General features: G+C 58.3%; 21 protein-coding genes. 7 read left to right on the forward strand and 14 right to left on the reverse strand.

What is annotated here, in order from left to right; all coding sequences use genetic code 11:
• The first annotated feature begins 3 nt into the window (after positions 1–3).
• The 5 genes from QQG91_RS02155 to QQG91_RS02175 all read left to right on the forward strand — a co-directional run bounded on the left by QQG91_RS02155 (position 4) and on the right by QQG91_RS02175 (position 7,839).
• Complete coding sequence (locus QQG91_RS02155) at positions 4–309, forward strand: rod-binding protein (RefSeq protein WP_285771340.1); 306 nt, start codon at positions 4–6, stop codon at positions 307–309.
• Positions 309–4,418 carry a FlgK family flagellar hook-associated protein gene (locus QQG91_RS02160; RefSeq protein WP_285771341.1) on the forward strand — a complete coding sequence of 1,370 codons (4,110 nt, stop codon included), beginning with the start codon at positions 309–311 and terminating at the stop codon, positions 4,416–4,418. The genes QQG91_RS02155 and QQG91_RS02160 overlap by 1 nt, the downstream gene beginning before the upstream one ends.
• A gap of 7 nt (positions 4,419–4,425) precedes the next feature.
• On the forward strand, positions 4,426–5,688 hold the full coding sequence (gene flgL / locus QQG91_RS02165; protein ID WP_285771342.1) for a flagellar hook-associated protein FlgL: 1,263 nt from the start codon (positions 4,426–4,428) through the stop codon (positions 5,686–5,688).
• 29 nt (positions 5,689–5,717) lie between these two features.
• A complete protein-coding gene (locus QQG91_RS02170; protein WP_285771343.1) occupies positions 5,718–6,506 on the forward strand; it encodes a transglycosylase SLT domain-containing protein in 789 nt (262 codons plus the stop codon).
• Positions 6,507–6,774: 268 nt separating this feature from the next.
• The gene (locus tag QQG91_RS02175; RefSeq protein ID WP_285771344.1) at positions 6,775–7,839 is read left to right on the forward strand and encodes a sigma-54 interaction domain-containing protein; all 1,065 of its coding nucleotides are present in this window, start codon (positions 6,775–6,777) and stop codon (positions 7,837–7,839) included.
• Between the two features lie 18 nt (positions 7,840–7,857).
• Here QQG91_RS02175 and fliD read toward each other — a convergent pair whose 3' ends face one another.
• From fliD to QQG91_RS02190, 3 genes are read right to left on the reverse strand one after another with little or no spacing between them, the layout of a single operon-like run.
• A complete protein-coding gene (fliD, locus tag QQG91_RS02180) occupies positions 7,858–9,486 on the reverse strand; it encodes a flagellar filament capping protein FliD (RefSeq protein ID WP_285771345.1) in 1,629 nt (542 codons plus the stop codon).
• A gap of 9 nt (positions 9,487–9,495) precedes the next feature.
• The gene (locus QQG91_RS02185) at positions 9,496–10,674 is read right to left on the reverse strand and encodes an OmpA family protein (RefSeq protein ID WP_285771346.1); all 1,179 of its coding nucleotides are present in this window, start codon (positions 10,672–10,674) and stop codon (positions 9,496–9,498) included.
• A 4-nt stretch (positions 10,675–10,678) separates the two neighbouring features.
• The gene (locus QQG91_RS02190) at positions 10,679–11,440 is read right to left on the reverse strand and encodes a motility protein A (protein WP_285771347.1); all 762 of its coding nucleotides are present in this window, start codon (positions 11,438–11,440) and stop codon (positions 10,679–10,681) included.
• 203 nt (positions 11,441–11,643) lie between these two features.
• Between QQG91_RS02190 and QQG91_RS02195 the strand changes: the two genes are divergently transcribed.
• A complete protein-coding gene (locus QQG91_RS02195) occupies positions 11,644–13,122 on the forward strand; it encodes a flagellin N-terminal helical domain-containing protein (protein WP_285771348.1) in 1,479 nt (492 codons plus the stop codon).
• 183 nt (positions 13,123–13,305) lie between these two features.
• A complete protein-coding gene (gene rpoN / locus QQG91_RS02200; protein WP_285771349.1) occupies positions 13,306–14,646 on the forward strand; it encodes an RNA polymerase factor sigma-54 in 1,341 nt (446 codons plus the stop codon).
• Between the two features lie 27 nt (positions 14,647–14,673).
• On the opposite strand, the gene QQG91_RS02205 is transcribed toward rpoN, so the two are convergent.
• The 11 genes from QQG91_RS02205 to QQG91_RS02255 are packed head-to-tail and all read right to left on the reverse strand — an operon-like array spanning position 14,674 to position 21,610.
• Positions 14,674–15,378, reverse strand: coding sequence for a hypothetical protein (locus tag QQG91_RS02205; RefSeq protein ID WP_285771350.1), 705 nt, complete (start codon positions 15,376–15,378; stop codon positions 14,674–14,676).
• A gap of 8 nt (positions 15,379–15,386) precedes the next feature.
• A complete protein-coding gene (locus QQG91_RS02210) occupies positions 15,387–16,187 on the reverse strand; it encodes a hypothetical protein (RefSeq protein ID WP_285771351.1) in 801 nt (266 codons plus the stop codon).
• Between the two features lie 51 nt (positions 16,188–16,238).
• Positions 16,239–16,445: a hypothetical protein gene (locus QQG91_RS02215; protein ID WP_285771352.1), complete on the reverse strand. Its 207-nt coding sequence runs from the start codon at positions 16,443–16,445 to the stop codon at positions 16,239–16,241.
• A complete protein-coding gene (locus QQG91_RS02220; protein WP_285771353.1) occupies positions 16,446–17,594 on the reverse strand; it encodes an EscU/YscU/HrcU family type III secretion system export apparatus switch protein in 1,149 nt (382 codons plus the stop codon).
• The gene (gene fliR, locus QQG91_RS02225) at positions 17,587–18,402 is read right to left on the reverse strand and encodes a flagellar biosynthetic protein FliR (protein ID WP_285771354.1); all 816 of its coding nucleotides are present in this window, start codon (positions 18,400–18,402) and stop codon (positions 17,587–17,589) included. The genes QQG91_RS02220 and fliR overlap by 8 nt, the downstream gene beginning before the upstream one ends.
• Complete coding sequence (gene fliQ, locus QQG91_RS02230; protein ID WP_285771355.1) at positions 18,399–18,665, reverse strand: flagellar biosynthesis protein FliQ; 267 nt, start codon at positions 18,663–18,665, stop codon at positions 18,399–18,401. The genes fliR and fliQ overlap by 4 nt, the downstream gene beginning before the upstream one ends.
• 1 nt (position 18,666) lies before the next feature.
• Positions 18,667–19,401, reverse strand: a complete 735-nt coding sequence (gene fliP / locus QQG91_RS02235; RefSeq protein WP_285771356.1) for a flagellar type III secretion system pore protein FliP — start codon at positions 19,399–19,401, stop codon at positions 18,667–18,669.
• A complete protein-coding gene (locus QQG91_RS02240; protein WP_285771357.1) occupies positions 19,398–19,667 on the reverse strand; it encodes a flagellar assembly protein FliO in 270 nt (89 codons plus the stop codon). The genes fliP and QQG91_RS02240 overlap by 4 nt, the downstream gene beginning before the upstream one ends.
• A gap of 56 nt (positions 19,668–19,723) precedes the next feature.
• On the reverse strand, positions 19,724–20,020 hold the full coding sequence (gene fliN, locus QQG91_RS02245) for a flagellar motor switch protein FliN (protein ID WP_352232111.1): 297 nt from the start codon (positions 20,018–20,020) through the stop codon (positions 19,724–19,726).
• Positions 20,013–21,011, reverse strand: coding sequence for a flagellar motor switch protein FliM (gene fliM, locus QQG91_RS02250; RefSeq protein ID WP_285771358.1), 999 nt, complete (start codon positions 21,009–21,011; stop codon positions 20,013–20,015). Before fliM ends, fliN begins: the two co-directional genes overlap by 8 nt.
• A 14-nt stretch (positions 21,012–21,025) precedes the next feature.
• Positions 21,026–21,610, reverse strand: coding sequence for a flagellar basal body-associated FliL family protein (locus QQG91_RS02255; RefSeq protein ID WP_285771359.1), 585 nt, complete (start codon positions 21,608–21,610; stop codon positions 21,026–21,028).
• Between the last annotated feature and the right edge of the window lie 5 nt (positions 21,611–21,615).

The following is a 21,615-nucleotide window of genomic DNA, read 5'->3' on the forward strand; positions in this document are numbered from 1 at the left end:
AGCATGGATATCAACGCGCTCCAGAACGGCCCCATTTCCTTTGCGCCGAACCAATCTGCCCAAGGACGGGAGGAGGACCTTCGCAAAGCAGCCGAGGGGTTCGAGGAATTTTTCCTGCGGATCATGCTCAAGAGCGCCCGCTCTACAGGCGTCGAGGACAAGCTGACGGGGTCGAGCGCTGTGAAATCCACACAGGATCTTTTCGATGCCGAGATTGCGCGCGTTTCGTCGGGGCGCACGGGGTTCGGTATTGCCGATGCCGTCGTGCGCCAATTTTCGGGTCATTTGACCTATAAGGGGATGAAATAATGCCCAGCCTGATCGACATTGCGTCAACAGCGCTCAACACCTATCGCACCGCACTTACCATCACAGGCGAGAACATCGCCAATGTGAGCACCGAAGGTTTTCGTCGTCGCGATGTGCTGACCAATTCGGTCGTGGGTGGGCAAATGACACCGACGAGCGCGAATTCGGGCGGTCAGGGTGTGATCGTCGAAGATGTGCGCCGTGCCTTTGACGCGTTTCTTGCGGGGCAAGTCTATTCCACCAACTCCGCCGTCGGTGCCGCAACCACCCAAACCGAAATCGCGACCGCGATCGAGGATGCCTTTCTTCCCGGAAGTGGCGGGATCGCGGGGGCGATGGATGATTTTTTCGATTCCTTCGGACGTTTGGCCGCTGCACCCTCCGATATGGCGCTGCGCACAGTCGCGCTTGAGAACTCGCGCTCGCTGGCCAATGCAATCAGCGATGTCGCCCAAGGGCTTATCAGTCTGCGTGCCAATGTGGTCGCGCAAGCCAATATCGTCGCGGGCGAAGTCAATATCGCGCTGCGCGATCTTGCCGATATCCAGGAGCGCATGGCATCGGGCGTGCAGGACCGCTACGGCGGCAATAACGCCATTTTCGACCAGCGCGACCGACAGATCGACACGATCTCCGAGAACCTCGGGATCAATGTGGAATATGATCCGTTCGAGCGCGCCATCGTGCGGCTTGGCGATCACAAGGGCGGTCCGACGCTGCTCGATATCGACTCCGAAGCGCAGATCTCGGTCAAGGCCGATACTGTGATGCAACTTGTCATCACCAAGGACGGCACCCAGAAAACCACATCAATGCTCACAGGGGGGACCCTGACGGGCTATGCGCGGGCGCTCAGCGCCGTTGATGACGCCATTTCCCAGCTTGATGCTTTTGCGCGGCGGATCACGGGCGATGTGAACGCGGTGCATGTCGACGGGCTCGATTTCGATGGGCTTCAGGGCGGGGACGTCTTTTCCCTTAGTGGCTGGATGGTGAAAGCCTCGGCGCTCAATCAGGGGAGCGTGTTTGCCGATATTTCCGTCACGGACCCCGTGGCTGCGCAATCCCTTAGCGGGACCGAGATCGTTTATGATCTGGGAACCAAGGAATGGATCGCCTCGGATCCGATCGGGACCGAGCTGGCGCGTGGTGGTTCGATCCTTTCGCTCAACGGTTTGACTCTCTCGCTTTCGGGGAACTTCAAGAACGGGGATCGTTTGTCTCTGGTCGAAACCTCGGGGCGCGCGATCGACATGCGCCTCAATCTGACTGATCCGCGCCAGATTGCGGCGGCCTCTGCTTTTGTTGTTGCGCCTGCGCCGACGAACAAAGGCACGGCGGAAATGTCGATGACCAGCGTGCCGATCAATCCCCCATCGGTGCCCTTGCTGTCCGATCTCTTGCCGATTTCGGGAAGCGGCGCGGACGCGACAACATTTTTGCAAAGCGGGGCGGTCGGCTATATTCCCGCAGGAACCTCGCAGGTCGAGCTTGCAAGCCTTGGGCGCCAGTCCGCCGCCGACTTTGCGCTTGCGGATGCTCAGGTCGGTGCTGCAAGCGCCGTCACGCTTACTCTGGACGGCACGGCCTATAGCTTTCCCACGCTTGCTTCCGGTGCTGCGACCGTTTCGGATCTTGCGGCGTTCTTGAATTCCGACGCGGCCGTTGCGGTCACGGGGGAAACCTTTGCCGAACTTGGCCTCTTTGCATCTGGCTCCGATGGGGCTCTAAGCATTGCCTCGGGAAGCGGCACATTGACGGCGGGCTCTGTTGTGGGTGTTGGAGCCTCGGCGGCTATCACCACGGCATCGGCTGCAGGTGCGACCATATCGGTTTTCACACGCAACGGGGTGCAGGTGAGCGGGCCGAAACTCGATCAAGCTGCGGCTGCGCAACTCTTGACCAAGGCGAACGGTTTTTTTGAAGGCGCGCGCTATGTCGCGGATTTCATCGACGTGAACGGCGGCCAAGGCTATCGCGGTATGACGGTGGAAACCTCGAACGCTCTGGGCCAACATGCTTTGACAAGCGGGCTCGATGCGCCTTTGACATGGGTGAGCGGGCAGGTCCCACCGAAATTTCCCGCCCATAGCCTCACCGTCACGGAAAGCACGGGCGACGTCACCACAATGACCGTTCCTGCAGGTGCAAGCGCCGCCGAGGTCGCGGCCACCGCGAACGCGAGCCTTGAAGGCGTGAGCGTCATGGCAAGCACGCACGGTATTTTTCAGGTCAGCGGTGACGGCGCGGTCAGTTTCCACCTCGAAGGCGCGAACATCGGTCCTGTCGCTTTTTCTGCGACGGTGACGGGCGGACGGCTTGATGATGTTGCTGCTGCGATCAACGCAAAGACGGGCGCGACAGGCATCTCGGCAAGCGTTTCTCCCGATGGCGGGCGGCTTCTTTTCGGCAATGCTGACGGCGAAACGATCACCCTCACGAATTTCCGCCATTCTGCTGCGGGGACGGCCTCTGTCGCCCAATCCGACGCGCAGGGCGTCGCGCAATCTGGTGCTGTGACCTTGGGGGCGGGTGTTGATGCGGTTTCTTTGCGCGGCAGTCTCGCGTTCGCCGCAACGGATGCCCTGACCCTCCGGATCGACGGCGTGACCACTTCCTCGGGCGTTTCACCCTTTGTGGGTGGATTGGTCGAGCGGAGGACAGGGGCGGGCGGCGCGAGTCAGACGCTGCGGTTCGATTTTGCCTCTGGCCTTGATGCAGGAGCGGCAAGTGTTGACGGTCTGACGGCTCAGGCCGCTTCGGGGCGCTATACGATCAATGCCTTGGGCCAAAGCTTTGTCTATGACGCCGCTTTTGACGGAGCACAAAGCGCGGAAGATATCGCAAAGGGCGTCGCTCTCGCGCTTCGGGAGCGGGCGCCGACGCCCTCGCTGATCGGTGGGGTTGTCCCGCTTCCTGCGGACGGATCGGAAACGGCTGTCCTCTTGGGGGGTGATGTTTATACGCTGCGTATGGTTGCGGGTGAGGTCGAGGTCACAGGACCTGAACAGGGCCGTTTGACCGTCGCATTCGACGGCAGTGGACGGCTTGAACTTTCGGCAAACGGCGGCACGCTTGATGGCGCGGGTCTTCGGGTGGTGAACGGAACGGCAGGGCTTGCCGCGTTCGGTCTGGGTCCCACATCGGGCGCGCATTCTTCGCTGACAGGCGCGGTTCTCGACCCTGCGGGGCTTCCTGCCACGTTGCGTCTCGAAATCGACGGCACAAACTTTGATGTTCCGATTTCTGCGGGCGGTGCATCGCTCCCAGTCGGGTTTCCCGGGACGGCGAGCCTCTCGCCCGAGGGCGCAGTGGTCTTTGATTTCGTCGGCACACCGAATGTGCGTATTCCCTCGCAAGCCTCGGGCTGGGCGACGGGCTTCTCGGGCCTTGGGGCCAAGGTGTCGGTTGCGGGATCAGAGGTCACTTTGACCTCGCTCGATGGCGCGGTCATCGACCTTTCTCTTTCTGTCGAAACGTTGGCGTCCGAGCGGTTGACGCTCTCGGATTTGCCCGCCGAGGACCTTATCGTCGTGCTCGGCGGCACCGATCCTCTTCGGCTCTCGGGTTCGATCACGGGCGGAGCGCCGGTCGCAGATCAGGCAGGCGTCACCTTGACCGTTACCGATGCCGCCAATCGGCTTGTCGATCTGCGTGATGCAGTAACGGGCGATCTTATTGCCCGTCAGGTTCTCGATACCAATATGACCGCGCGGATCAACGGTGTCGAAATAACGGTGCGCGGCGGCGTGGTGACGGGTGATAGTTTCAGCATGCGGCCCAATACGAACGGTCGATTGGACGGGCGTAGTCTCGAGGCCATCGAAGCGCTGCGCAACGCCAACCCGATGGAGGGCCGCGGGGGCTTTGCCGAAATTCTCGCCGCGCTTCAGGCGGAAAAGGGCGCGCAGGTCGCATCGTCCAAAACCAGGCTTGAGGCCGCCGCAGCGATGCAGGACAGCGCCATTCGCATTTATTCGTCCAAGGGCGCGGTTGATCTCGACACCGAAGCCGCGCGGATGGTGGAACAACAACAGGCTTATCAGGCCTCGGCGCAGATCATGACGATGGCGCGCGAACTCTTCGATACTTTGATCAACTCGATGTGAGGCAAGGATGACCATCGGAACCGCTTACTTCACTGACCTCGCGAACAAGAGCTTTGGCAAAATCCAGTCAAAGATCGCCGATCTTCAGTCGCAGATTTCATCGGGCAAGAATGACCCGAGACCTTCGGTAAACACGCTGCGGGCGTCGCAGCTTTCGGCGCTTTCCGAACAGCGGGCGGCGCTTACCCAGTATACTACGAACGCCAATGACGCCGGAGCAAGGCTTGCTCTGGTCGACCGTGCCATCGGCGATGCCGCCACAATCGCGCGTCAGGTTCAGGACCTTGCGCTTCAAGGCGCGAGCGATACGCTTCCGCCCGAGGCCCGCGAGGGTTTGCGCGTCCAAATCCTCGAGCTCAAATCCGCGATGATGGAAGTCGCAAACCGAACCGATCCGATGGGCCAGCCCTTGTTCGGCGGGTATTCCCCTTCGCCCGCATTCCGCGAGGGTGCAGACGGGGTCGAGTTCAACGGCGATTTGGGTAAACCCGCGTTGCGTGTGTCCGAAACCATGTCGGTCGAGACCTCTCTCAACGGGGCGGAAGTGTTTATGTCTCTGCCTGCAGGGAGCGGGTTGCGCGGCGTTTTTGCGGTGATGGACGATTTGGCCGCTTCTTTTACCAATCCTTTGGGCGCGGCTGGCACGCGGATCGAGGCCGAAGATCGTGCCCAGCTGACCATTCTCGGAGATCGCCGCTCGCAAGAGGTTTCTTTTGTGCTCAGTGGTCCTCGCGGCTCTATCGAGGTCAAAGAGACCTTTATCGAAGGCCTTCCGCAGCCGTTTGTCGATGCGATCAACGCGGCAAGCGACGATACGGGTGTAACGGCGCAACTCAGCCCCGACGGCAACTCGATCCTTTTGGCGACCGAGGGCACGATCACCGTCGACAAGCTGACCAACGAGCGCAGTGGCCGCGGGCTTGCCGCCCAGTTCGTCGCACTGGATGATCTTGGTAATGCCAAGACCGTTCCACAGGGACTGCGTGCCGAAGAAATGTCCAAGGCCAAAGTTCTCGACCGCGCGCAGGCGATGATCGACCACTTTGCCGAAGGGCGCGCCAAAGTCGGTGCCTTGGGTGCGACCATAGATGCACACAAAGAAGCCCTGAGCGCGCGGGATATCCAGATTCAACAGGCCGTCTCTGGGCTTGAAGATCTTGATCTGGCGGCGGCGGTGACAAAGCTCCAACAGCTGATGTTGACGCAGCAAGCCTCGCAGCAAACTTATGTCCAGATCACGCGAACTTCATTGTTCGATTATCTGCGCTGAGGTTGGCAAGCCGTTTGCAGTTGAACGGCATGAAACGCTTATTGTCCATCGCCGTCGGCTTGATGCTCTCAGGGTCCTCCACTTTTGCCGAGACCTGCGAGAGCCTTGCGCACCGTATCGGAGCCTCCAAAGGGCTCCCTGATGGTGTGCTTGCTGCAATCGCGCGCAAAGAGTCTGGGTATTCTCCGCGTGGAGACATCGCGCAGGCTTGGCCGTGGACGATCAACGAAGCGGGGCGGAGCAGCTACTTCGAGAGCCGCCCAGAGGCCGAGGCCTATCTTGAACGGGCTTTGGCGCGTGGCGATACCAATATCGATATCGGCTGTATGCAGATAAACTATCGCTGGCATAGGGAGGCCTTTGCCTCTCCGTCGCAGATGTTCGAACCTTCGGCAAACATCACCTACGCCGCCGACTTTTTGACGGCTCTTTATGCAAGACTGGGCTCTTGGGAGCAGGCCATCGCACACTATCACTCGTCTTCACCCGATCTTGGGCCACAATATGCGGCGTCTGTGCAATCCTTGGTTGCCGATATGGGGGGTGAAGCCCAAGGGGTGGATCAATTTGCCAGCCTCGATGCAAGTGCTGAACAGATGCGTGGTTTTCTCATGCGTAGGACCGTCGCTCCCCTTGTAATCAAGGAAAATGTCGAGCGGGCGCTCCTTTCGAATGTGCGCCGTCCACGCGGTCGACCTGTGATTTTCGATTCGATGGAATCCGTTTCTCGGCCGCAAACCGTCTCGTTCTCATTCAATTCAGAGTGGAAAGAGGCCGAGATCCAAAAATTCCGTCAATTTTTTGATTCTCATCGCTAAAAATGTGACATCTCTTTCGGCTCATTTTCTTATCCTTTAGGATATTTTGTGTGCCGCTCTCTATGTGATAGGCCCGATTTTCGCCCGATATCGATCTGAGATTTGGCTGAATCCACGTCAAACTTGCACGAATGAGATCAATAAATTGTTGCACCATCCATTCGGATATCTTTGTTCACCTTTTTGAATAGGTTTCCCGCTGGTCGATGGTTCACTTTAACGAGAGGAAGGAAAAAGTCAGACAGATTTATTTATTTAGGGTGAAGAAATGTTAGATCAAAATTTAGCATCTCGAGAGCATTGCACCTCAAGCCCGATAACGAAATCGCAGGCCCTTCGGGCGTTGGTCGGCGCCACCAATTCAATTCAGAACGTGCGTGAACACATTTCGATGGTTGCCCCTTCCGATGCGCCCGTTTTGGTGCAGGGAGAGACAGGAACGGGAAAAGAGCTCGCTGCCAAGGCTATTCACTGCGCCTCCAACCGCTCGGGCGAATTTGTCGCCGTGAACTGCGCCGCTATTCCCGCCGAACTTCTCGAGAGCGAACTTTTCGGACACGAAAAGGGCTCTTTCACCGGTGCCACCGAACGCAAGATCGGCCGAATTGAACAGGCCGACGGCGGCACGCTCTTTCTTGACGAGATAGGGGATATGCCGCTCGACCTTCAGGTCAAGCTCCTGCGGGTTCTCGAAACGAAGATGCTCCGCCGCGTGGGCGGGAGCGAAGAGCGCGCGATCGACTTCCGCCTCGTTTCTGCGACCCACCGCAATCTGACGCCCGGCGCACAGGATGTGCCCTTCCGTGACGACCTTTTCTTTCGCATTGCGGTCTTCCAGATTAACATCCCAGCGCTTCGGGAACGCACCTCGGACATCCCGCTGATCCTTGAGCGTATGCTCGAAGAAATGGACCTTCCTACACCGCCGCATTTCGATCCGAGCGCCATCCGCGCCTTGGCAGCCCATCCTTGGGTCGGCAACGTCCGCGAGCTGCGCAACGTGCTTGTGCGTGCGACCGTGCTCTTTAATGGCCGTATGATTACGGGCGAAATCGTACGTGCATCTTTGCTCAACGGAACGCTGTCCGCACCGAGCACCGATAGCGCGGCGGTTATGCCCGAAAGCGTCGGGATGCCGCGTCCTGAAAGCTTTGTGCTGGACGAGGATAAGGCGGCGATCGATATGCGTGTCTATCTGCGTGACATCGAAATCGCACTCATCCAATCCGCGCTCGAGCACACGGATGGCTGTGTGTCACAGGCGGCGAACCGCCTGCGTCTGCGCCGCACGACGCTTATCGAAAAGATGAAGAAATACGGCCTGAGCCGCTAAGGCTTTGTGGAACAAGGATCAGTCCTTGTTCCAGCTATCCACCATATTCGTCAGGTATTCGCCCGTGCTCTTGAGCTCGGTAATAAGCCGTTCCATGACCGAGAACTTCTTGAGATAGCGTTCCTCAAGCACCGTGCTTTTCGCTTCGAGTTCCTTGAGAAGATCAGACTGCTCTGCCGAGATATCCTGAAAATAGCGCTCGCGGTTGTCGATCGTTCCTGAAAAGCGCGTTGTCTCTTTCACAAAACCGTCGAGCTTGGACATCAGGCTTCGGCCAAAGCTGACGGTGCCGCTTGTGAGCGTGCTCGGGGCTGCAAGCGTGAGGCCGGCAAGATCGCCGCTCAGGGCAATATACTGGTGCGAGCCGTCTTCTTTGATCGTCATCATCAAAGGCGTGTCATCCAGCGTTGCAATCCCCGTTGCTGTATCAAGTCGGAAGGCATAGTCGCCCGACTTTGCTGATGGCCCCGCCAAACCGCCAACTTTGAGCTCGGCCTTGTTCGTGCTGTAACTGTTCGAGAAGATCGCTTCGAATTTTCGCGGGTTTTCGTTGAAGGCGCGGTCAAAGAGCGTGTCGTTGAGCGTCACCCTGCCATTCCGCTGTGTCGCAACCCCGAGGTCGGAAAGGAACACAGAGGATGACCCGTGTCCTTCGAGCGGTTCGGAAATAAGTTTGGCGAGATCCGCGCGCAGTTTCTGGATAACGCGGTCTCCTGCGAGATCGCCTGCGTCTGAATCCTCGGTGGCATAGAGCGTGAGTTTATCGAGCACGTCGAAGGTATCGTTGATGTCCGCCACAAGCTGGTCGAGCATCGCTTTGGCAAGCTCTTGATCCCGCTCGATCGTGATTGCGCCGCCCTCCGACGTTCCCGTGAGCGTGAGGGTCACGCCTTCGATCACATCGTCGACAGTGTTCGAACCGCGAAAGACCGTAATCCCGTCCACGGTGATCATTGCGTCCGCTGCGGCTTGGACTTCGTGGGTGCTGTTGGTCAGGGTGGTGTCAAAAGCGGCAAGACCTGGAACCGTGCCTTCTGTGGCGGTAATGCGCAGCGCCTTGCCCGCGCCAAGCTCGGAGACGATGCCAAGGGTATAAGTGCCGTCGCCGCGATCCAGAACGCGAGCGTTAACGCCTTCGATATCATTAAGGGCGGTGGCAAGCTCTTCAAGCGTGGTGCCTTCTCCGATGGTCAAAGCCGCGCTCGCGAGGTCGGGGTTCTGGGCAAAACCCGTTTCATCGAACCAAACGCCGAAGTCGATCGCCAGACTTCCGCTTCCCACGGTATCTTGCGGGCTTGCAAACCCTGTGAATTCGAGTACCTGTCGCCGCGCGATCTGGCCGACGGAAAACTCGGTCACTCCTTCTGACACCGCGCTAATATCGTCGATGGCGACCGAAACGTTGCCCGCCGAAGAGCGTGCCGAAAGAACCGAAGTCCCCGAAAGCGCGGTCACCGAATTACCAAGCCGTTCGAATTGGGCGCGCACAGTGGCCATGGCCGAGACGCTGACCTCGGCCTTGTCTATCTTCTTTTGCGCGTTCTCCATTTTGGGCATGAATTCCGCGGCCACAAGGTTCGTCGCTAGCGACGTCAGGCTCAGGCCCGAGCCGTTCTTGTTCAGTGTTGAGAGATAGTCGACAGCCATTTACGTCTCCTACTGATCCGCGAAATTGATTTCGATTTCGATACGGCGGTTTTGTTCGCGACCTTCGTCGGTCGAATTGTCGGCGATCGGCATGCTTTCGCCCTTCGAAACGGCCGTCATGCGGTCTTGGGTGATCAGGCCGCTATCGGCCAGCGCACGCACCACAGAGGAGGCGCGCCCTGCGGCAAGGCCCCAGTTGTCGGTGAACATCCCGCCCGAAAGCGGCACATTGTCGGTGTGACCCGTGACCGTGATTTCGCTGTTACCACCCGCAGCGGCCATCGCGAGGCGATCCATGATTTCTCGGGCCTCGAAGGTGAGATCGGCGGAACCCGATGCAAAAGCGCCCCCTGCGCCGACGGTCACAAAGACCTTGTCCTCTTCCATCTCGACATTCACGAGACCCTGGTCGATTTGCTCTTGGAGCGCGACCTGAAGCTTGGCTTGCGCAATGGCGGCGCGGCGTTCGGCATTCGCGCCCGATCCCGTACCTTCTCCTTCGGCGCCCCCCGTTGCACCCGAGTTCGGGTCGGTGGCTTCCGCCAAAGCATTCAATTGGTCGGCCAAACCGCCAAGTGTGATCTGGTCCTTGTTTTCGACTTCGGCTTCAGCGACCGCTTCACCTGCTTCGGCCAATGCCTTTGAGAGAGCCTCGGCAGGATCATCGGCGGGCATCTGCGGGAATTTGATCACCACGGACTCGCCGTCCTTTTCGACCGTCAGCTGCGAGTTCTCGAGCGCTTTTTGAAGCGCCTCGGCAAGCTGCTGTTGCTCCATTTCCGCATCGGACTTGCGCCCGTCGTCGAGGCTGTCCTCTTTCGGCTCGTCAGTGTCGATCTCGCGGCGCTCGGTGTCGGTTGTATCTTGGGTCTGCTCTTCGGTTACGGAGCGTTCGGGCGAAGGGCTGAAGGTCATGTCGATGACGGTTGTGCCCTTGGGCATTTCGACCACAGGCACCAAGCGTTGGACGCCGAAGGCTTCTTTCAAAGACCCCGCGATCATTTTGAACTTGGGTTGGTTGAACTCGGCAAAAGACAGAATAAGCACGAAAAACGCCATGAGAAGCGTTGCCATATCCGCGAAAGTCGCCATCCAAGCAGGCGCACCCACAGGGGGGCACTTCGGGCATTCCCCGTCGTCTTCTTCTTCGACGGGTGGGGGCGGGGGTGCTGCTTTTGCTTTTGCCATCGTCTTAGGCCGCCATCAACTTGGCCTGCTCTTTGGGAGGCAGGGCAGTGACCAATTGGTCCTGAATATTGCGGCCGCTTTCGCCGCGCGCGATCGAACGCAAACCTTCGATGACCAATTCGCGATAGAGGATTTCGTCCGCAGAATAGCCCTCCAGCTTGGTCAACATCGGGCCGAAAAGAACGTTCGCGAGAAACGCGCCATAAAGAGTTGTCAAAAGCGCCACAGCCATGGCAGGGCCGATTGCTTTGGGGTCGGCCATGTTCCCGAGCATCAGCACGAGACCGATAAGCGTCCCGATCATGCCCATCGCGGGCCCGATATCGATCCAGGCCTTAACACAGCCTTGGGCACTTTCGTGCCGCGTCTTCATGGATTTGATCTCTTGCTTGAGCTGTTTGACAAGCTTGGCTTCATCCGCGCCATCGACAAGCATCTGGAGTCCTTTCTCAAAGAACTTGTCTGGGACCTGCTGGCCTTCGAGTGCCATCATGCCGTCCTTGCGGGCAAGGTTGGAAAGCTCGACCATCTTTTCGATGAGCTCGTCTGTTTTGAATGTGCTGGGCTTGAACGCCTTGGCCATTGCACCAAAGCTGCTCAGGAAAGTGCCCATCGGCGCCGTATACATGACGGCAAAGAACGTGCCGCCAAAAACAATAAGGATCGAGGGCACGTCGATGAAAGGGCCAATGCCGCCACCGACCACCATCGACCCGACAATCATGCCGATTGCACCGATCAAACCAACGAGTGACGCGATGTCCATTCTTCAACTCCGTTAACGTCTTGGCTCTGTTAACGGCAAGGCGCGTGCCAATTTCAGTATTTTTTTCAGCTCATTTTTTCCGCCTATATAAAGAGTCCGGAAAAACGCCTCGGCGAAGAAAATTCACATCAAAGCTAAACATATTTCTGGTGCGCCGTTGAGGAGGACAAGCGCTGCACGGCGCGACCTTAACGGAGGCTAATATGACCACGATCAACACGAACATTGGTGCTATCAACGCCCAAGCGAACATGTCGCGTGTGAACGATCAGTTCAACACTGCGATGACCCGTCTCTCTACCGGTCTGCGCGTAAACGCGGCCAAGGACGACGCTGCCGGTATGGCTATCGGCGAAAAGATGACCGCCCAGGTAATGGGTCTCAACCAGGCGATCCGCAACGCTGCAGATGGTAAGAACCTGGTGGACACCACCGAAGGCGCGCACGTCGAAGTTTCGAACATGCTCCAGCGTCTTCGCGAACTTGCTGTTCAGTCGGCAAACGACACCAACACCGCATCCGACCGTGGCTCGCTCATGGCAGAAGGCAACCAGCTTATCGCGGAAATCAACCGCGTTGCTGAAACCACGACCTTCAACGGCATGAACATCCTCGACGGTTCGTTCAAGAACAAGCAGCTCCAGATCGGCGCAGACGCAGGCACTTCGTTCAACATCGACGTGGACAGCGCAAAAGCAACCGACATCGGCGCACACCAGATCAAGTCCGAAGCGGGCACCACGGCTTTCAATGCTGAAACGCTCACTATCTCGGGTCACTCGGGTTCGGAAAACGTCACGACCACCGCAAACGAGTCCGCAAAAGCGATTGCTGCACGTATCAACGCAGTCACCGCCGACACCGGTGTCGAAGCTTCGGCAACCACCACTGCGACCCTCAAAGGTCCGAAGCTCGCAGGCGTAAACGCTGCTGCAACCGTTTCGTTCGAAATCAACGGTGTTTCGACGAATGACGTTTCGGTTCCTGCTGCCGGTATCGGTGGCCAGAGCCGCATGGCAGGTCTTCGCGACGCCATCAACGAGATTTCGTCCCAGACCGGTGTGACCGCAAAGATCACCGACGCAGGCGACATCGAACTGACCGATGCAGACGGCGACGACATCGCGATCGACAACTTCACCTACAAGAACGGTGCGGGCACCGAGACGATGGATGTAACCGTCGGCGCGACCACTCACACCTTTGACGCCGCTGTTGCTGCGTCGAACACCGTCGACCTCAAGGGTCAGGTTACGATGACCTCGACCGCAACCTTCTCGGTTGCAACTTCGGTAGACGACGTCGCCGGCACCTCGGAATCGATGCTCAACTCCAACTCGACCAAGCACTTTGCGTCCGAGCTGAAGTCGGTCTCGCGCGTTGACCTCACCACCGCAGAAGGCGCAGCCGATGCAATCAAGGTGATCGACGTGGCTCTGTCCAAGATCTCGCAGGCACGTTCCGAGCTCGGTGCTGTGTCCAACCGTCTTGACTCGACCATCTCGAACCTAACCAACATCTCGACTTCGGTTCAGGCCGCACGTTCGCAGGTTATGGATGCCGACTTCGCTCAGGAATCCACCAACCTTGCCCGTGGCCAGATCCTCAGCCAGGCGGCAACCGCGATGCTTGCTCAGGCCAACTCGTCCAAGCAGGGCGTTCTCCAGCTCCTCCGCGGCTGACGGGTTCTTGACAGTCTGAAACTATACCTTCGGCGTTTAGGCGCCGAAGGTTCTTTGGTTTCAACAACTTATTTTTTGACGCCATATTTCTGACACCGGCTTTCCGTCATTTTAGGGGTGTCATTTAGTTTTTTTCCAGAATCGTGCCGAACCCGTCATCTTGATAGGCAGGAGGCATGAACAATGCAGATTTCTACATCCCAATTTCTTTCTCAGCGGCAGTCTTTGGTCGTTACGGCCCAGCTTCAGCAGGCCATTAATTTGCTTCAACTCGGCAATCACGAGTTGGCCAATTTCATTGAAGAGCAAGCGGCAGAAAACCCGTTTTTGGAGGTCGGTCTGCCCAAACAATCCATGTCCCCCACGCTATCCTATGGCGGGACTTCGCGTTCCAAGGGGGCCGATTGGGACGTCATCGGTTCTCTTGCCGAAGATCACGGCCCATCGCTCTATGCCCACGCCACTGCCGAGATCAATCGGCTTGGCCTGAGCGCGGTCGAGCGACGTCGTGCGGAGGCGTTTCTTGATGCTCTGGAGCCTTCGGGGTGGCTGGGTCAGCCGCTCGAGGTGATTGCCATTGCTGGCGCGATGTCGAAAGAAGAGAGCGAGGATCTTCTCGCCAAACTCCATCGTGTGGAACCTGCGGGACTTTTTGCCCGCAACCTTGCCGAATGTCTGAGACTTCAGGCCGCCGATCTGGAAATCCTGACGCCGCTGTTCGCAAGCGTGCTCGACAACCTTGCGCTTCTTGCAAGCGCCGATCTCAAGGGGTTGGCCAAAGCCTGTGACGCAACGCTCGATGATATTAAGCCGGTCCTGCGCCAGATCCGTGCCCTCAACCCCAAACCGGGTGCGATTTTCGAGGGTGAAATTTCGCCCCAGCGTCCGCCGGATCTGATCGTGACCCGCGGGGCAGAGGGTTGGAACGTCGACCTCAATCGCTCTACCTTGCCGACCGTAGTGGTAAGCAAAGCCTCTGCTCTGGATCGTCGACACGAGGCGACAGAGCAGGAGAAGACCTTTATCGAAGATCGCGTCTCAGTGGCCCGCTGGCTCCAACGTGCGGTCGAGCACCGCAATATGACCACGCTCAAGGTCGGGGCAGAGGTCGTCAAGCGACAGCAGGCGTTTCTTGAATTCGGAAGCACGCACTTGCGCCCGATGATCCTGCGCGAAGTGGCCGATGCCATCGGCGTTCACGAAAGCACTGTGAGCCGCGTAACGGCGGGTCTGATGATCCAGACCCCGCAAGGCACTTTGCCTCTCAAGCTGTTTTTCAACGCTGCTTTGGGGGCCAAGGACGGGAACGAGAACGGTTCTGCGGCGGCGGTGCGCCATCGGATCAAGCAATTGATCGGCGCAGAAGATCCCAAAAAGCCGCTCAGCGACGATACGCTTGTCAAGATCATCTCCGAAGAAGGCACCGAGATTGCGCGCCGCACTGTTGCCAAATACCGCGAAATGCTCGGTATTCCGTCGTCGGTCAATCGCCGCCGCCAGCATGTGGTGTCGGGCGCGATCTGATTTTAAGCCAAACTGTTTGATCTTGGATTACGCCGGAGTTTCGTCTTCGGCGTTTTCTTTTTCGACCATTTTCGGGGCGAACATGAACCGCGCTTCGGGATTGAGCAGACGATAGCTCTCGTGGGCTTGGGTCTCGTTCATCGCGGCGACGATCGCGCTTGGCTCCATCCCGAGGCTGAGACGATCGGCGCGCACCATCTGTGCACCCGAATGGCGCAGCAAAAGCCCCGCCAAAGCCCAAACCACAGCCCCCAAGGGGAGCCAGATCAAGCCTGCGACCACGATGGCGGCGGTGATCGCAGCCATCGGTGCCCAAAGTCGGGCTTGCAACATCCAGAGCGGAGGACAGGCAATGGCGAGGATCGACGGCTTGCGGGGGAAAAGGTCGTATTCGCCCTTTTCGTTGATCAGGATGTCCCAATTGGTGAGCATCTCGGGGTCCTGACGCTCGCCGTCGAACTGCGGCTCGCCTTCTTCTTCGACCCAAGAGCCCAGAGCAGGGGTGCGCGCAAGAACCATGAAGACCGCCGTACCACGCTGGAACGTCAGCACAAGGTTGCGGCCTCGCGCAACGGCAAAGCGCTGATTGAGGCTTCTCACACCTTCGGAAAAGGCGCGCCCGTTGACCGCAAGCAACATGTCACCCGGTTTGAGACCGAGTGCGAGACCGGCGTCGCTCACCTTGCGATTGGCGAGTGTAAGCCGGACCTTTGTTGCCTGTTCCTCTGCCATGGTCCGCCTTACGGGAAGGTAAAGGGATTGGGTTCTGCCGCAGGGCGCGATGCAGGACGGCTCGATGAAGTATTGGCGCGGCGGGTCGTGGACGCCGAGGCTGCGGTCTGCGTGGGACGGGCCGCAAGCTGGGATTTTATCTCGCTCAAGATCTGGATGAGTTCGGGCGACAAACCTTCGCCGCTTGGTGCTCTGGCGATGTTTTCGGCCATGACTTGGGTCAGCGACATATCAAGATCGTTCACAACTGCGATCAACTCGTCCTTGAGTGCCAGAATGGACTCTTCTGTGTGGGTCTGGATCGCCGAGGCGATTTGCGGTTGCATCGAAGCGGATTCAGAGACCAGCGCATTGAGATCGTCCATCATCGTGCTCTGGAACGTGTCCATCTTGTCGGCAAGGGCTTTGTTGTCTTCGCCTGCCGCCGTGACGACATCCTGAAGCGCCAGCGTTTGCTCGGCCAGCGCTTTCATCGTTTCCGCCTGGATCAGGCCCGCTTCGCGAAGGTCCCCGACCGACCGGAAATACACCAGCCCCGAAAGAGCGGTTGCAACGACCGCGCCGACTGCTGCACCGATTGCAAGGTAGGAGGTGCGCTTCTGGCTGACTTCCATCGCTTTGATCACGGCCTCGTTCGAGATCCGCATCGCATCGATGTCTTCTGCTGCGTCATCCGCCATCCGAGCCGCATCGAGCGCCCGTTGAATGCATTCCTGAAGTGTCGCTTCACCCGCTTCGGGATCGGACACGGTATCGTCGATGATTTCAGGTTCGTCTTTGTCGCTCTTGCGAGCACGTTTGGCGCTCATGTCTGGCTCCCATTCTCTATCGAGACGTTAACGGCAAAAACTGTGCCAATTTCAGCGTTTGAAGACGTCAATCAGCGCCTGAAGCCGAAACCGAAGTGCGGCGAGGAAACAGGCGACCGCCGAAGCGATGATCAAGACAAGCCCGAGCGGACCGCCCTCCCAACCGAGCGCGTCGAAAGTGAATTTTGCAGACATACCCGCAAAGCAGATCGTCGAGATCATATCGCCTGTGGAGCGGCGCTGGCTGTGTTTGACCATTTAGCGGTTCTCCTTGTTACCGAACTCGTCGAAGCGGAGCTCTTCGGGGAGGATAATGTCGGGCAGATCGGGCAGCTCGCCGCGATCCAAAAGGTAGACGTGGCTCAGGAGCGCGGCGACCGCTGCATAGAGACGCGGGTCTACCTCGTTCCCGATTTCGGTGGTGAAATAGAGCGCACGCGCGAGCGGCGGCAGCTCGATCGTCTGGACCCTGGCTTCTTTGGCTCTTCGCTTGATCTCTTGTGCGATCGGTCCTTTGCCCGAGGCGAGCACGACGGGGGCATCCATTTCCCCATGCACGTAACGCATCGCGACGGCAAAGTGCTGCGGGTTGGTCACGACGGCGGTGGCGTGCGGAACCTGATCGAGCGCACCGCGCTGTTTTGCGCCGCGCTGCGAGGCTTCGAACTGTTTCTGACGGATTTTACCCTTGAGTTCGGGCGATCCGTTCTGGTCCTTCATTTCCTCTTTGACCTCTTGCTTGGTCATCATGAGGCTTTCGTTCAGGCTTCTGATTTGCCAGACAAGGTCGATCCCGCCGATTGCGGCAAGTCCGATGGTCATCGCTGCCAGAAGCCACGTGATGTCCGAAAAGATCACGCTGAGCGCCGTGCCAGCGCCATCCGCCCAAAGCGTGTCGATGCGTGGCATCATTCCGAGCAACACCGACCATGCCAAAGCGCCGAGCAAGAGCACTTTGATCACCGCTTTGCCCAGGTCCACCAAAGCCTGTTTGGAGACCATACGGGCCAATCCTTTTCCAGGGTTCAGTTTTTCGAATTTGAACCCCAGCGCCTTGGGCGCGAACTGAAGCCCGCCCATAGCAGCCTGAACGCCCAGAACCGTGAGACCGATGGGCAAGGCACTTGCCAGACCGATCAAAAGAAGGTGACGCCACGCCTCGCCGAGTTGGTGAAGCATGAAGCTGTCCAGATCAGCGGCTCTTTCGAAATCGAGATAGCTGGCCCAGACCGCTGCGATGTCCGTCAGGAACGGGATGGTGATCACGATCATCAACGTGCCCACCGCCATCGACGCAAAAACGAAAACTTCTTTGGAGGTGACGACTTTGCCGTCTTCTCGGGCCTGTTCCTTGCGCCGCGGGGTCGGCTCGTCGGTTTTTTCCTGACCGTCTTCGTTCTCAGCCATTTGCCGCCTCCGTAAAGAGCGCGACGACGAGGTCGAGCGCCTCGAAAACAAGCGCCTCGAGCGCGCGCGCGGCACCCGGAACGGTGAGATAGAGAAGGATGAAGGTCGCCGTCATCGTCAGCGGAAAGCCGAACGAGAAGATGTTCAATTGCGGTGCAGAGCGGGTGATCACCCCGATAGTGACGTTCAAAAGCAGGAGCATCGCCACGACAGGGAGCATCACCTTCATCCCGAGGATAAAGAGAGCGCCGCCCGCTTCGATCCCCGCCCAGAGATAGCGCGCAGGGGACACCAATGTGCCGAGGGGGATCGTCTCGTAGCTGTCGAAAACGATGCGGAATGCCGCCAGATGGCTGTCGGTCCCGATATAGATCATGAGCAGCAAAAGAGCGAAAAGCTGCGCAAGCACGGGTGTCTGTCCCCCTGCGGTCGGGTCGAACTGCGCGGCAAAGCCGAGACCTGCGGTATTGGCAATACGGTCGCCGGCAAGCTGCGCCGCTCCGAAAAGGATCATCATCACAAGACCTGCCGCAAGCCCGAGCATCAGTTCGTTCATAATGAGTGTCAGGGCGCTCAGGTCGGCGAGGCTGGTAAAGCTTGGCGTCTCGACCCGTCCCACCAATGCCACGGCAAGAACCATCGTGGCGACGATGCGCACGGGAAGCGGCACAAAGCGTCCGCCGAACCCCGGAGAGGCAAGGATAAAGGCCCCGATCCTCAGGCTGAGGAAGAAAAATGCGGTCATCCAACCGGTGATCTCGGTCACACCGATTCCGGGAAGGATTGAGTTGTCCGCCAGTTCGATCATCTCAGTGTCGCGATGGTTTCGAAAACAAAGGCGAAGTAATCGGTCATGGTTGTCAGCATGAACCCAGAGGCAAGGGCCATGGTGAGCATGACGATGCCGAGCTTGGGGACAAAACTCAGCGTCTGTTCGTTGACCGAAGTGGCTGCCTGAAGAATGCCGACGATCAGACCGACGATCAAAGCCACGATCAGGACGGGACCCGCGGTCAGAAGGATGTTCCAGTAGGCCAATCGCAAATGTTCGATATTGGTGTCGAATTCCATATCAGAGACCTCCGTAGGTGGCGGCAAGCGAGCCGACGGTAAGTGCCCAGCCATCGACGAGCACAAAGAGCAAAAGTTTGAAGGGGAGCGACACCAGAACGGGCGAAAGCATCATCATGCCGAGAGACATCAGGATCGATGCGATCACCATGTCGATCACCAGAAACGGCAAGAACAGGAGAAAGCCGATCTGGAATGCGGTCTTGAGTTCCGACGTCATGAACGACGGAAGGAGGACCGAAAACGGGACGTCGTCCGGGCTTTCGTATGGTCCGCTCTGGGCAAGGTCGGCAAACATCATGAGATCGTTCTGACGCGTGTTTTCGACCAGAAAGCCCTTGATGATCCCGCCGCCGAGTTCGAGCGCCCGGTCCGCCGACATGGCGCCGTCGAAATAGGGACCCAAAGCGTCCGAATAGAGTGCTCCAAGGGTCGGCTGCATGATGAAGAACGTTAGGAACAGCGCCAATGCGATGAGCACCTGGTTCGGCGGTGTTTGCTGGGTGCCCAAAGCCTGACGCAGGATCGAGAGTACGATGATGATCCGCGTAAAGGCCGACATGCCCAAAACCAGCGAAGGCAGAACGGTGATCGCAGTCATCAGCACCAGAATCTGGAGCGAGAGCGAATAGGTCGTTCCGTCGGGGCCATCGGACAGATTGAGTGCGGGAAGGCCTTGGGCCACCGCAGGAGAGCTTAGCAGGATCAGCGCAAGACCGAGAGCGAGGCGCTTCATTCTGCGGCCTCCTTGTGGTCGAGGGCAACAAGAACCGGCGCGTTGCCTTTGGAGTGGATGACAAAGAACTCTTTGCCGTCCACGGCGACGATCATGCCGCGATCAGAGGGCGAGAGGGCCGTCACTTCTTGCAAAATGATACGCTTGCCAGCGCGCATCGTCCGCGCAAGGCCCTTGCCGCGAAAACGCGCAAAGCCCCAGAGTGCAAAAAGAAGCCCGAGAAAAAGGGCCAGTGTCAGAATTTGATCCGCGTGAACGAAATCCATGGGCAGTAACCTTTTGGTTCAATCTGCCCATTGCGTGCATGAAACATGCCAGTTGCTTATATGCTTTCGGCGCGTTTCTCGGGGTCGATGATTTCGGCCACACGAATGCCGAAGCGTTCACCGACGACGACCACTTCGCCTTTGGCGATTGCGGTGCCGTTCACCAGAACGTCGAGCGGATCGCCGGCAAGTCGGTCAAGTTCGACGACAGACCCCTCGGACAGGCGCAACAAGTCGCGGATGGTCAACTCTGTGCGGCCCACTTCGACGGTCAACTTGACCTCGATGCTTTCGAGAAGCTTGAGACTGTCTGCGCTCTTTTGGGTCAGAACGACGTCGTCGTTTTCATCCATTGGATTTTCCTACTCGGCTTTGCGTGGGGTGGAGCTTGCGCGAAAGGTTCACGGCGGATTTACCCGCCAATTCACCCGGAGCGGCCTCCCAAAAGGGGATGCCCTCGACGCGAAGCTCGACACGGTCATTAAGATGGACGGGCACGATGTCCCCATCCGTCAGGCTCTTGAGCTGCCGCAAGTTGATCGCGGGTTCCGCCAGTTGCGCGGTGACGTGAAGCGGGATCGACAGGATCGCGCGAGTTAGTCTTTCCCGCCAGGATTTGTCATCGGCAACAAAGTCGGACTGCATCCGCGAGCGCAACTGTGATGAAATAGGTTTGAGCGTTTGCAGCGGATAAATGATGTCGAAACTGGCTGGTTCCGCGTCGGGCAATTGGACCATGAACGAGCAGTTCACGATCATGTCCTCGCCGTCCACAAAGGCGGCGAACTGGAGGTTCTCTTCGCGGCTCACCAACGTGAAATTGAGCTGCATGAGATCGCGCCACGCCAGTTGGAGCGAACGGATGAGACCATCCGTCACAATTTCGATGACCCGTTGTTCGGTCGCGGTGAATTCACTACGTCGCCCCGGATGGTTGCGGATATTTCCGCCGTAATAGCTATCGGTCAGAAGCGAGATGAAGGAAGGCGGAATGAGGATCAGCTTGTTCCCGCGAAGCTCTTCGATGCGGCTGTTGGTCAGGCTGAGAAAGGCATCTTGGCTGTCGCGATAGTCGTCAAAGGTCCGGATTTCGGGCGGGAAGGATGAAATGCGGGGCTGGACCCTCAGCATGGGCATGAAAACTGATCGCGCGATGCGGCAAAAGCGGTCGTTGATCATCCGGAGCGCATAGAACTCGCCAAGCAGCGATACGTCGTCGGAGCCGAAGGAATAGGAACGATACTTGATGCCGTCTGCGCTGGACTCGCTGTCGAAGTCCATATCCATGAGGCCGCCGACAAGTGCGGCGACTTCGTTGGATGAGAGTTTGCGAGGCGATTTCATTTTGAATTCGGGTCCTATTGCAGAACAAAGGTCGAGAAGAACACGTCTTCGATGCCGCCAAAGCCTTCGAGTTGCTCCAGACGCTTGTTGATCACGTCGCGGATCGCAAGGGCAAGGTTCTCGCGGCCGACCGCGCCTTCGATATCGGCTTCGGTAAAGCTGCCGATCACGCCGAGGATATCCGAGCGGATCGCGAGTTTGTGCGTCTGCACGTTGTCGATGACGGCCTGATCGTATTGCGTCGACATGCTGACCCCGATCTGGAGAAACCGCCGCGAGTCCTTGAGATTCGTGGTCAGCGCGTCTTCCATCTCGTAATAGCTTGTCTGGAAAAGCTCGGTTTCCGGAAGCGTTTTGGGAATCTTTTTGGGCCCGACTTCGCCTTCGGTCGCCTCGCCCTCTGCTTCTTTCGCGGCCTGCTCCTCTGCCAAAAGCGTCAGCATGCTCTGCGAAGGCGAAAGCGGGTTCGCAAAATAGAAATAGCCGCCCCCGAAGCCAGCGCCAACCAGAACGGCAGCGACGACAAGGCGCACGACGAGCTTGATGATTTTGCTCAGGATGCCGGGTTTCTTTGGGGCGTCGGTGTTTACGTCAGACATTGGTG

The sequence above is a fragment of the Marivivens sp. LCG002 genome (assembly GCF_030264275.1).
Classification (GTDB): domain Bacteria; phylum Pseudomonadota; class Alphaproteobacteria; order Rhodobacterales; family Rhodobacteraceae; genus Marivivens.

Coding starts and splice junctions, on each gene's coding strand:
- fliR (WP_285771354.1), bottom strand. CDS start 18,402: ATGATCGAACTGGCGGACAACTCAATCCTTCCCGGAATCGGTGTGACC.
- QQG91_RS02215 (WP_285771352.1), bottom strand. CDS start 16,445: ATGGTCAAACACAGCCAGCGCCGCTCCACAGGCGATATGATCTCGACG.
- rpoN (WP_285771349.1), top strand. CDS start 13,306: ATGCAGATTTCTACATCCCAATTTCTTTCTCAGCGGCAGTCTTTGGTC.
- QQG91_RS02240 (WP_285771357.1), bottom strand. CDS start 19,667: ATGGATTTCGTTCACGCGGATCAAATTCTGACACTGGCCCTTTTTCTC.
- QQG91_RS02155 (WP_285771340.1), top strand. CDS start 4: ATGGATATCAACGCGCTCCAGAACGGCCCCATTTCCTTTGCGCCGAAC.
- fliM (WP_285771358.1), bottom strand. CDS start 21,011: ATGAAATCGCCTCGCAAACTCTCATCCAACGAAGTCGCCGCACTTGTC.
- QQG91_RS02185 (WP_285771346.1), bottom strand. CDS start 10,674: ATGGCAAAAGCAAAAGCAGCACCCCCGCCCCCACCCGTCGAAGAAGAA.
- QQG91_RS02205 (WP_285771350.1), bottom strand. CDS start 15,378: ATGGCAGAGGAACAGGCAACAAAGGTCCGGCTTACACTCGCCAATCGC.
- QQG91_RS02170 (WP_285771343.1), top strand. CDS start 5,718: ATGAAACGCTTATTGTCCATCGCCGTCGGCTTGATGCTCTCAGGGTCC.
- QQG91_RS02220 (WP_285771353.1), bottom strand. CDS start 17,594: ATGGCTGAGAACGAAGACGGTCAGGAAAAAACCGACGAGCCGACCCCG.
- QQG91_RS02160 (WP_285771341.1), top strand. CDS start 309: ATGCCCAGCCTGATCGACATTGCGTCAACAGCGCTCAACACCTATCGC.
- flgL (WP_285771342.1), top strand. CDS start 4,426: ATGACCATCGGAACCGCTTACTTCACTGACCTCGCGAACAAGAGCTTT.
- fliP (WP_285771356.1), bottom strand. CDS start 19,401: ATGAAGCGCCTCGCTCTCGGTCTTGCGCTGATCCTGCTAAGCTCTCCT.
- QQG91_RS02195 (WP_285771348.1), top strand. CDS start 11,644: ATGACCACGATCAACACGAACATTGGTGCTATCAACGCCCAAGCGAAC.
- QQG91_RS02175 (WP_285771344.1), top strand. CDS start 6,775: ATGTTAGATCAAAATTTAGCATCTCGAGAGCATTGCACCTCAAGCCCG.
- QQG91_RS02210 (WP_285771351.1), bottom strand. CDS start 16,187: ATGAGCGCCAAACGTGCTCGCAAGAGCGACAAAGACGAACCTGAAATC.
- fliD (WP_285771345.1), bottom strand. CDS start 9,486: ATGGCTGTCGACTATCTCTCAACACTGAACAAGAACGGCTCGGGCCTG.
- QQG91_RS02190 (WP_285771347.1), bottom strand. CDS start 11,440: ATGGACATCGCGTCACTCGTTGGTTTGATCGGTGCAATCGGCATGATT.
- fliQ (WP_285771355.1), bottom strand. CDS start 18,665: ATGGAATTCGACACCAATATCGAACATTTGCGATTGGCCTACTGGAAC.
- fliN (WP_352232111.1), bottom strand. CDS start 20,020: ATGGATGAAAACGACGACGTCGTTCTGACCCAAAAGAGCGCAGACAGT.
- QQG91_RS02255 (WP_285771359.1), bottom strand. CDS start 21,610: ATGTCTGACGTAAACACCGACGCCCCAAAGAAACCCGGCATCCTGAGC.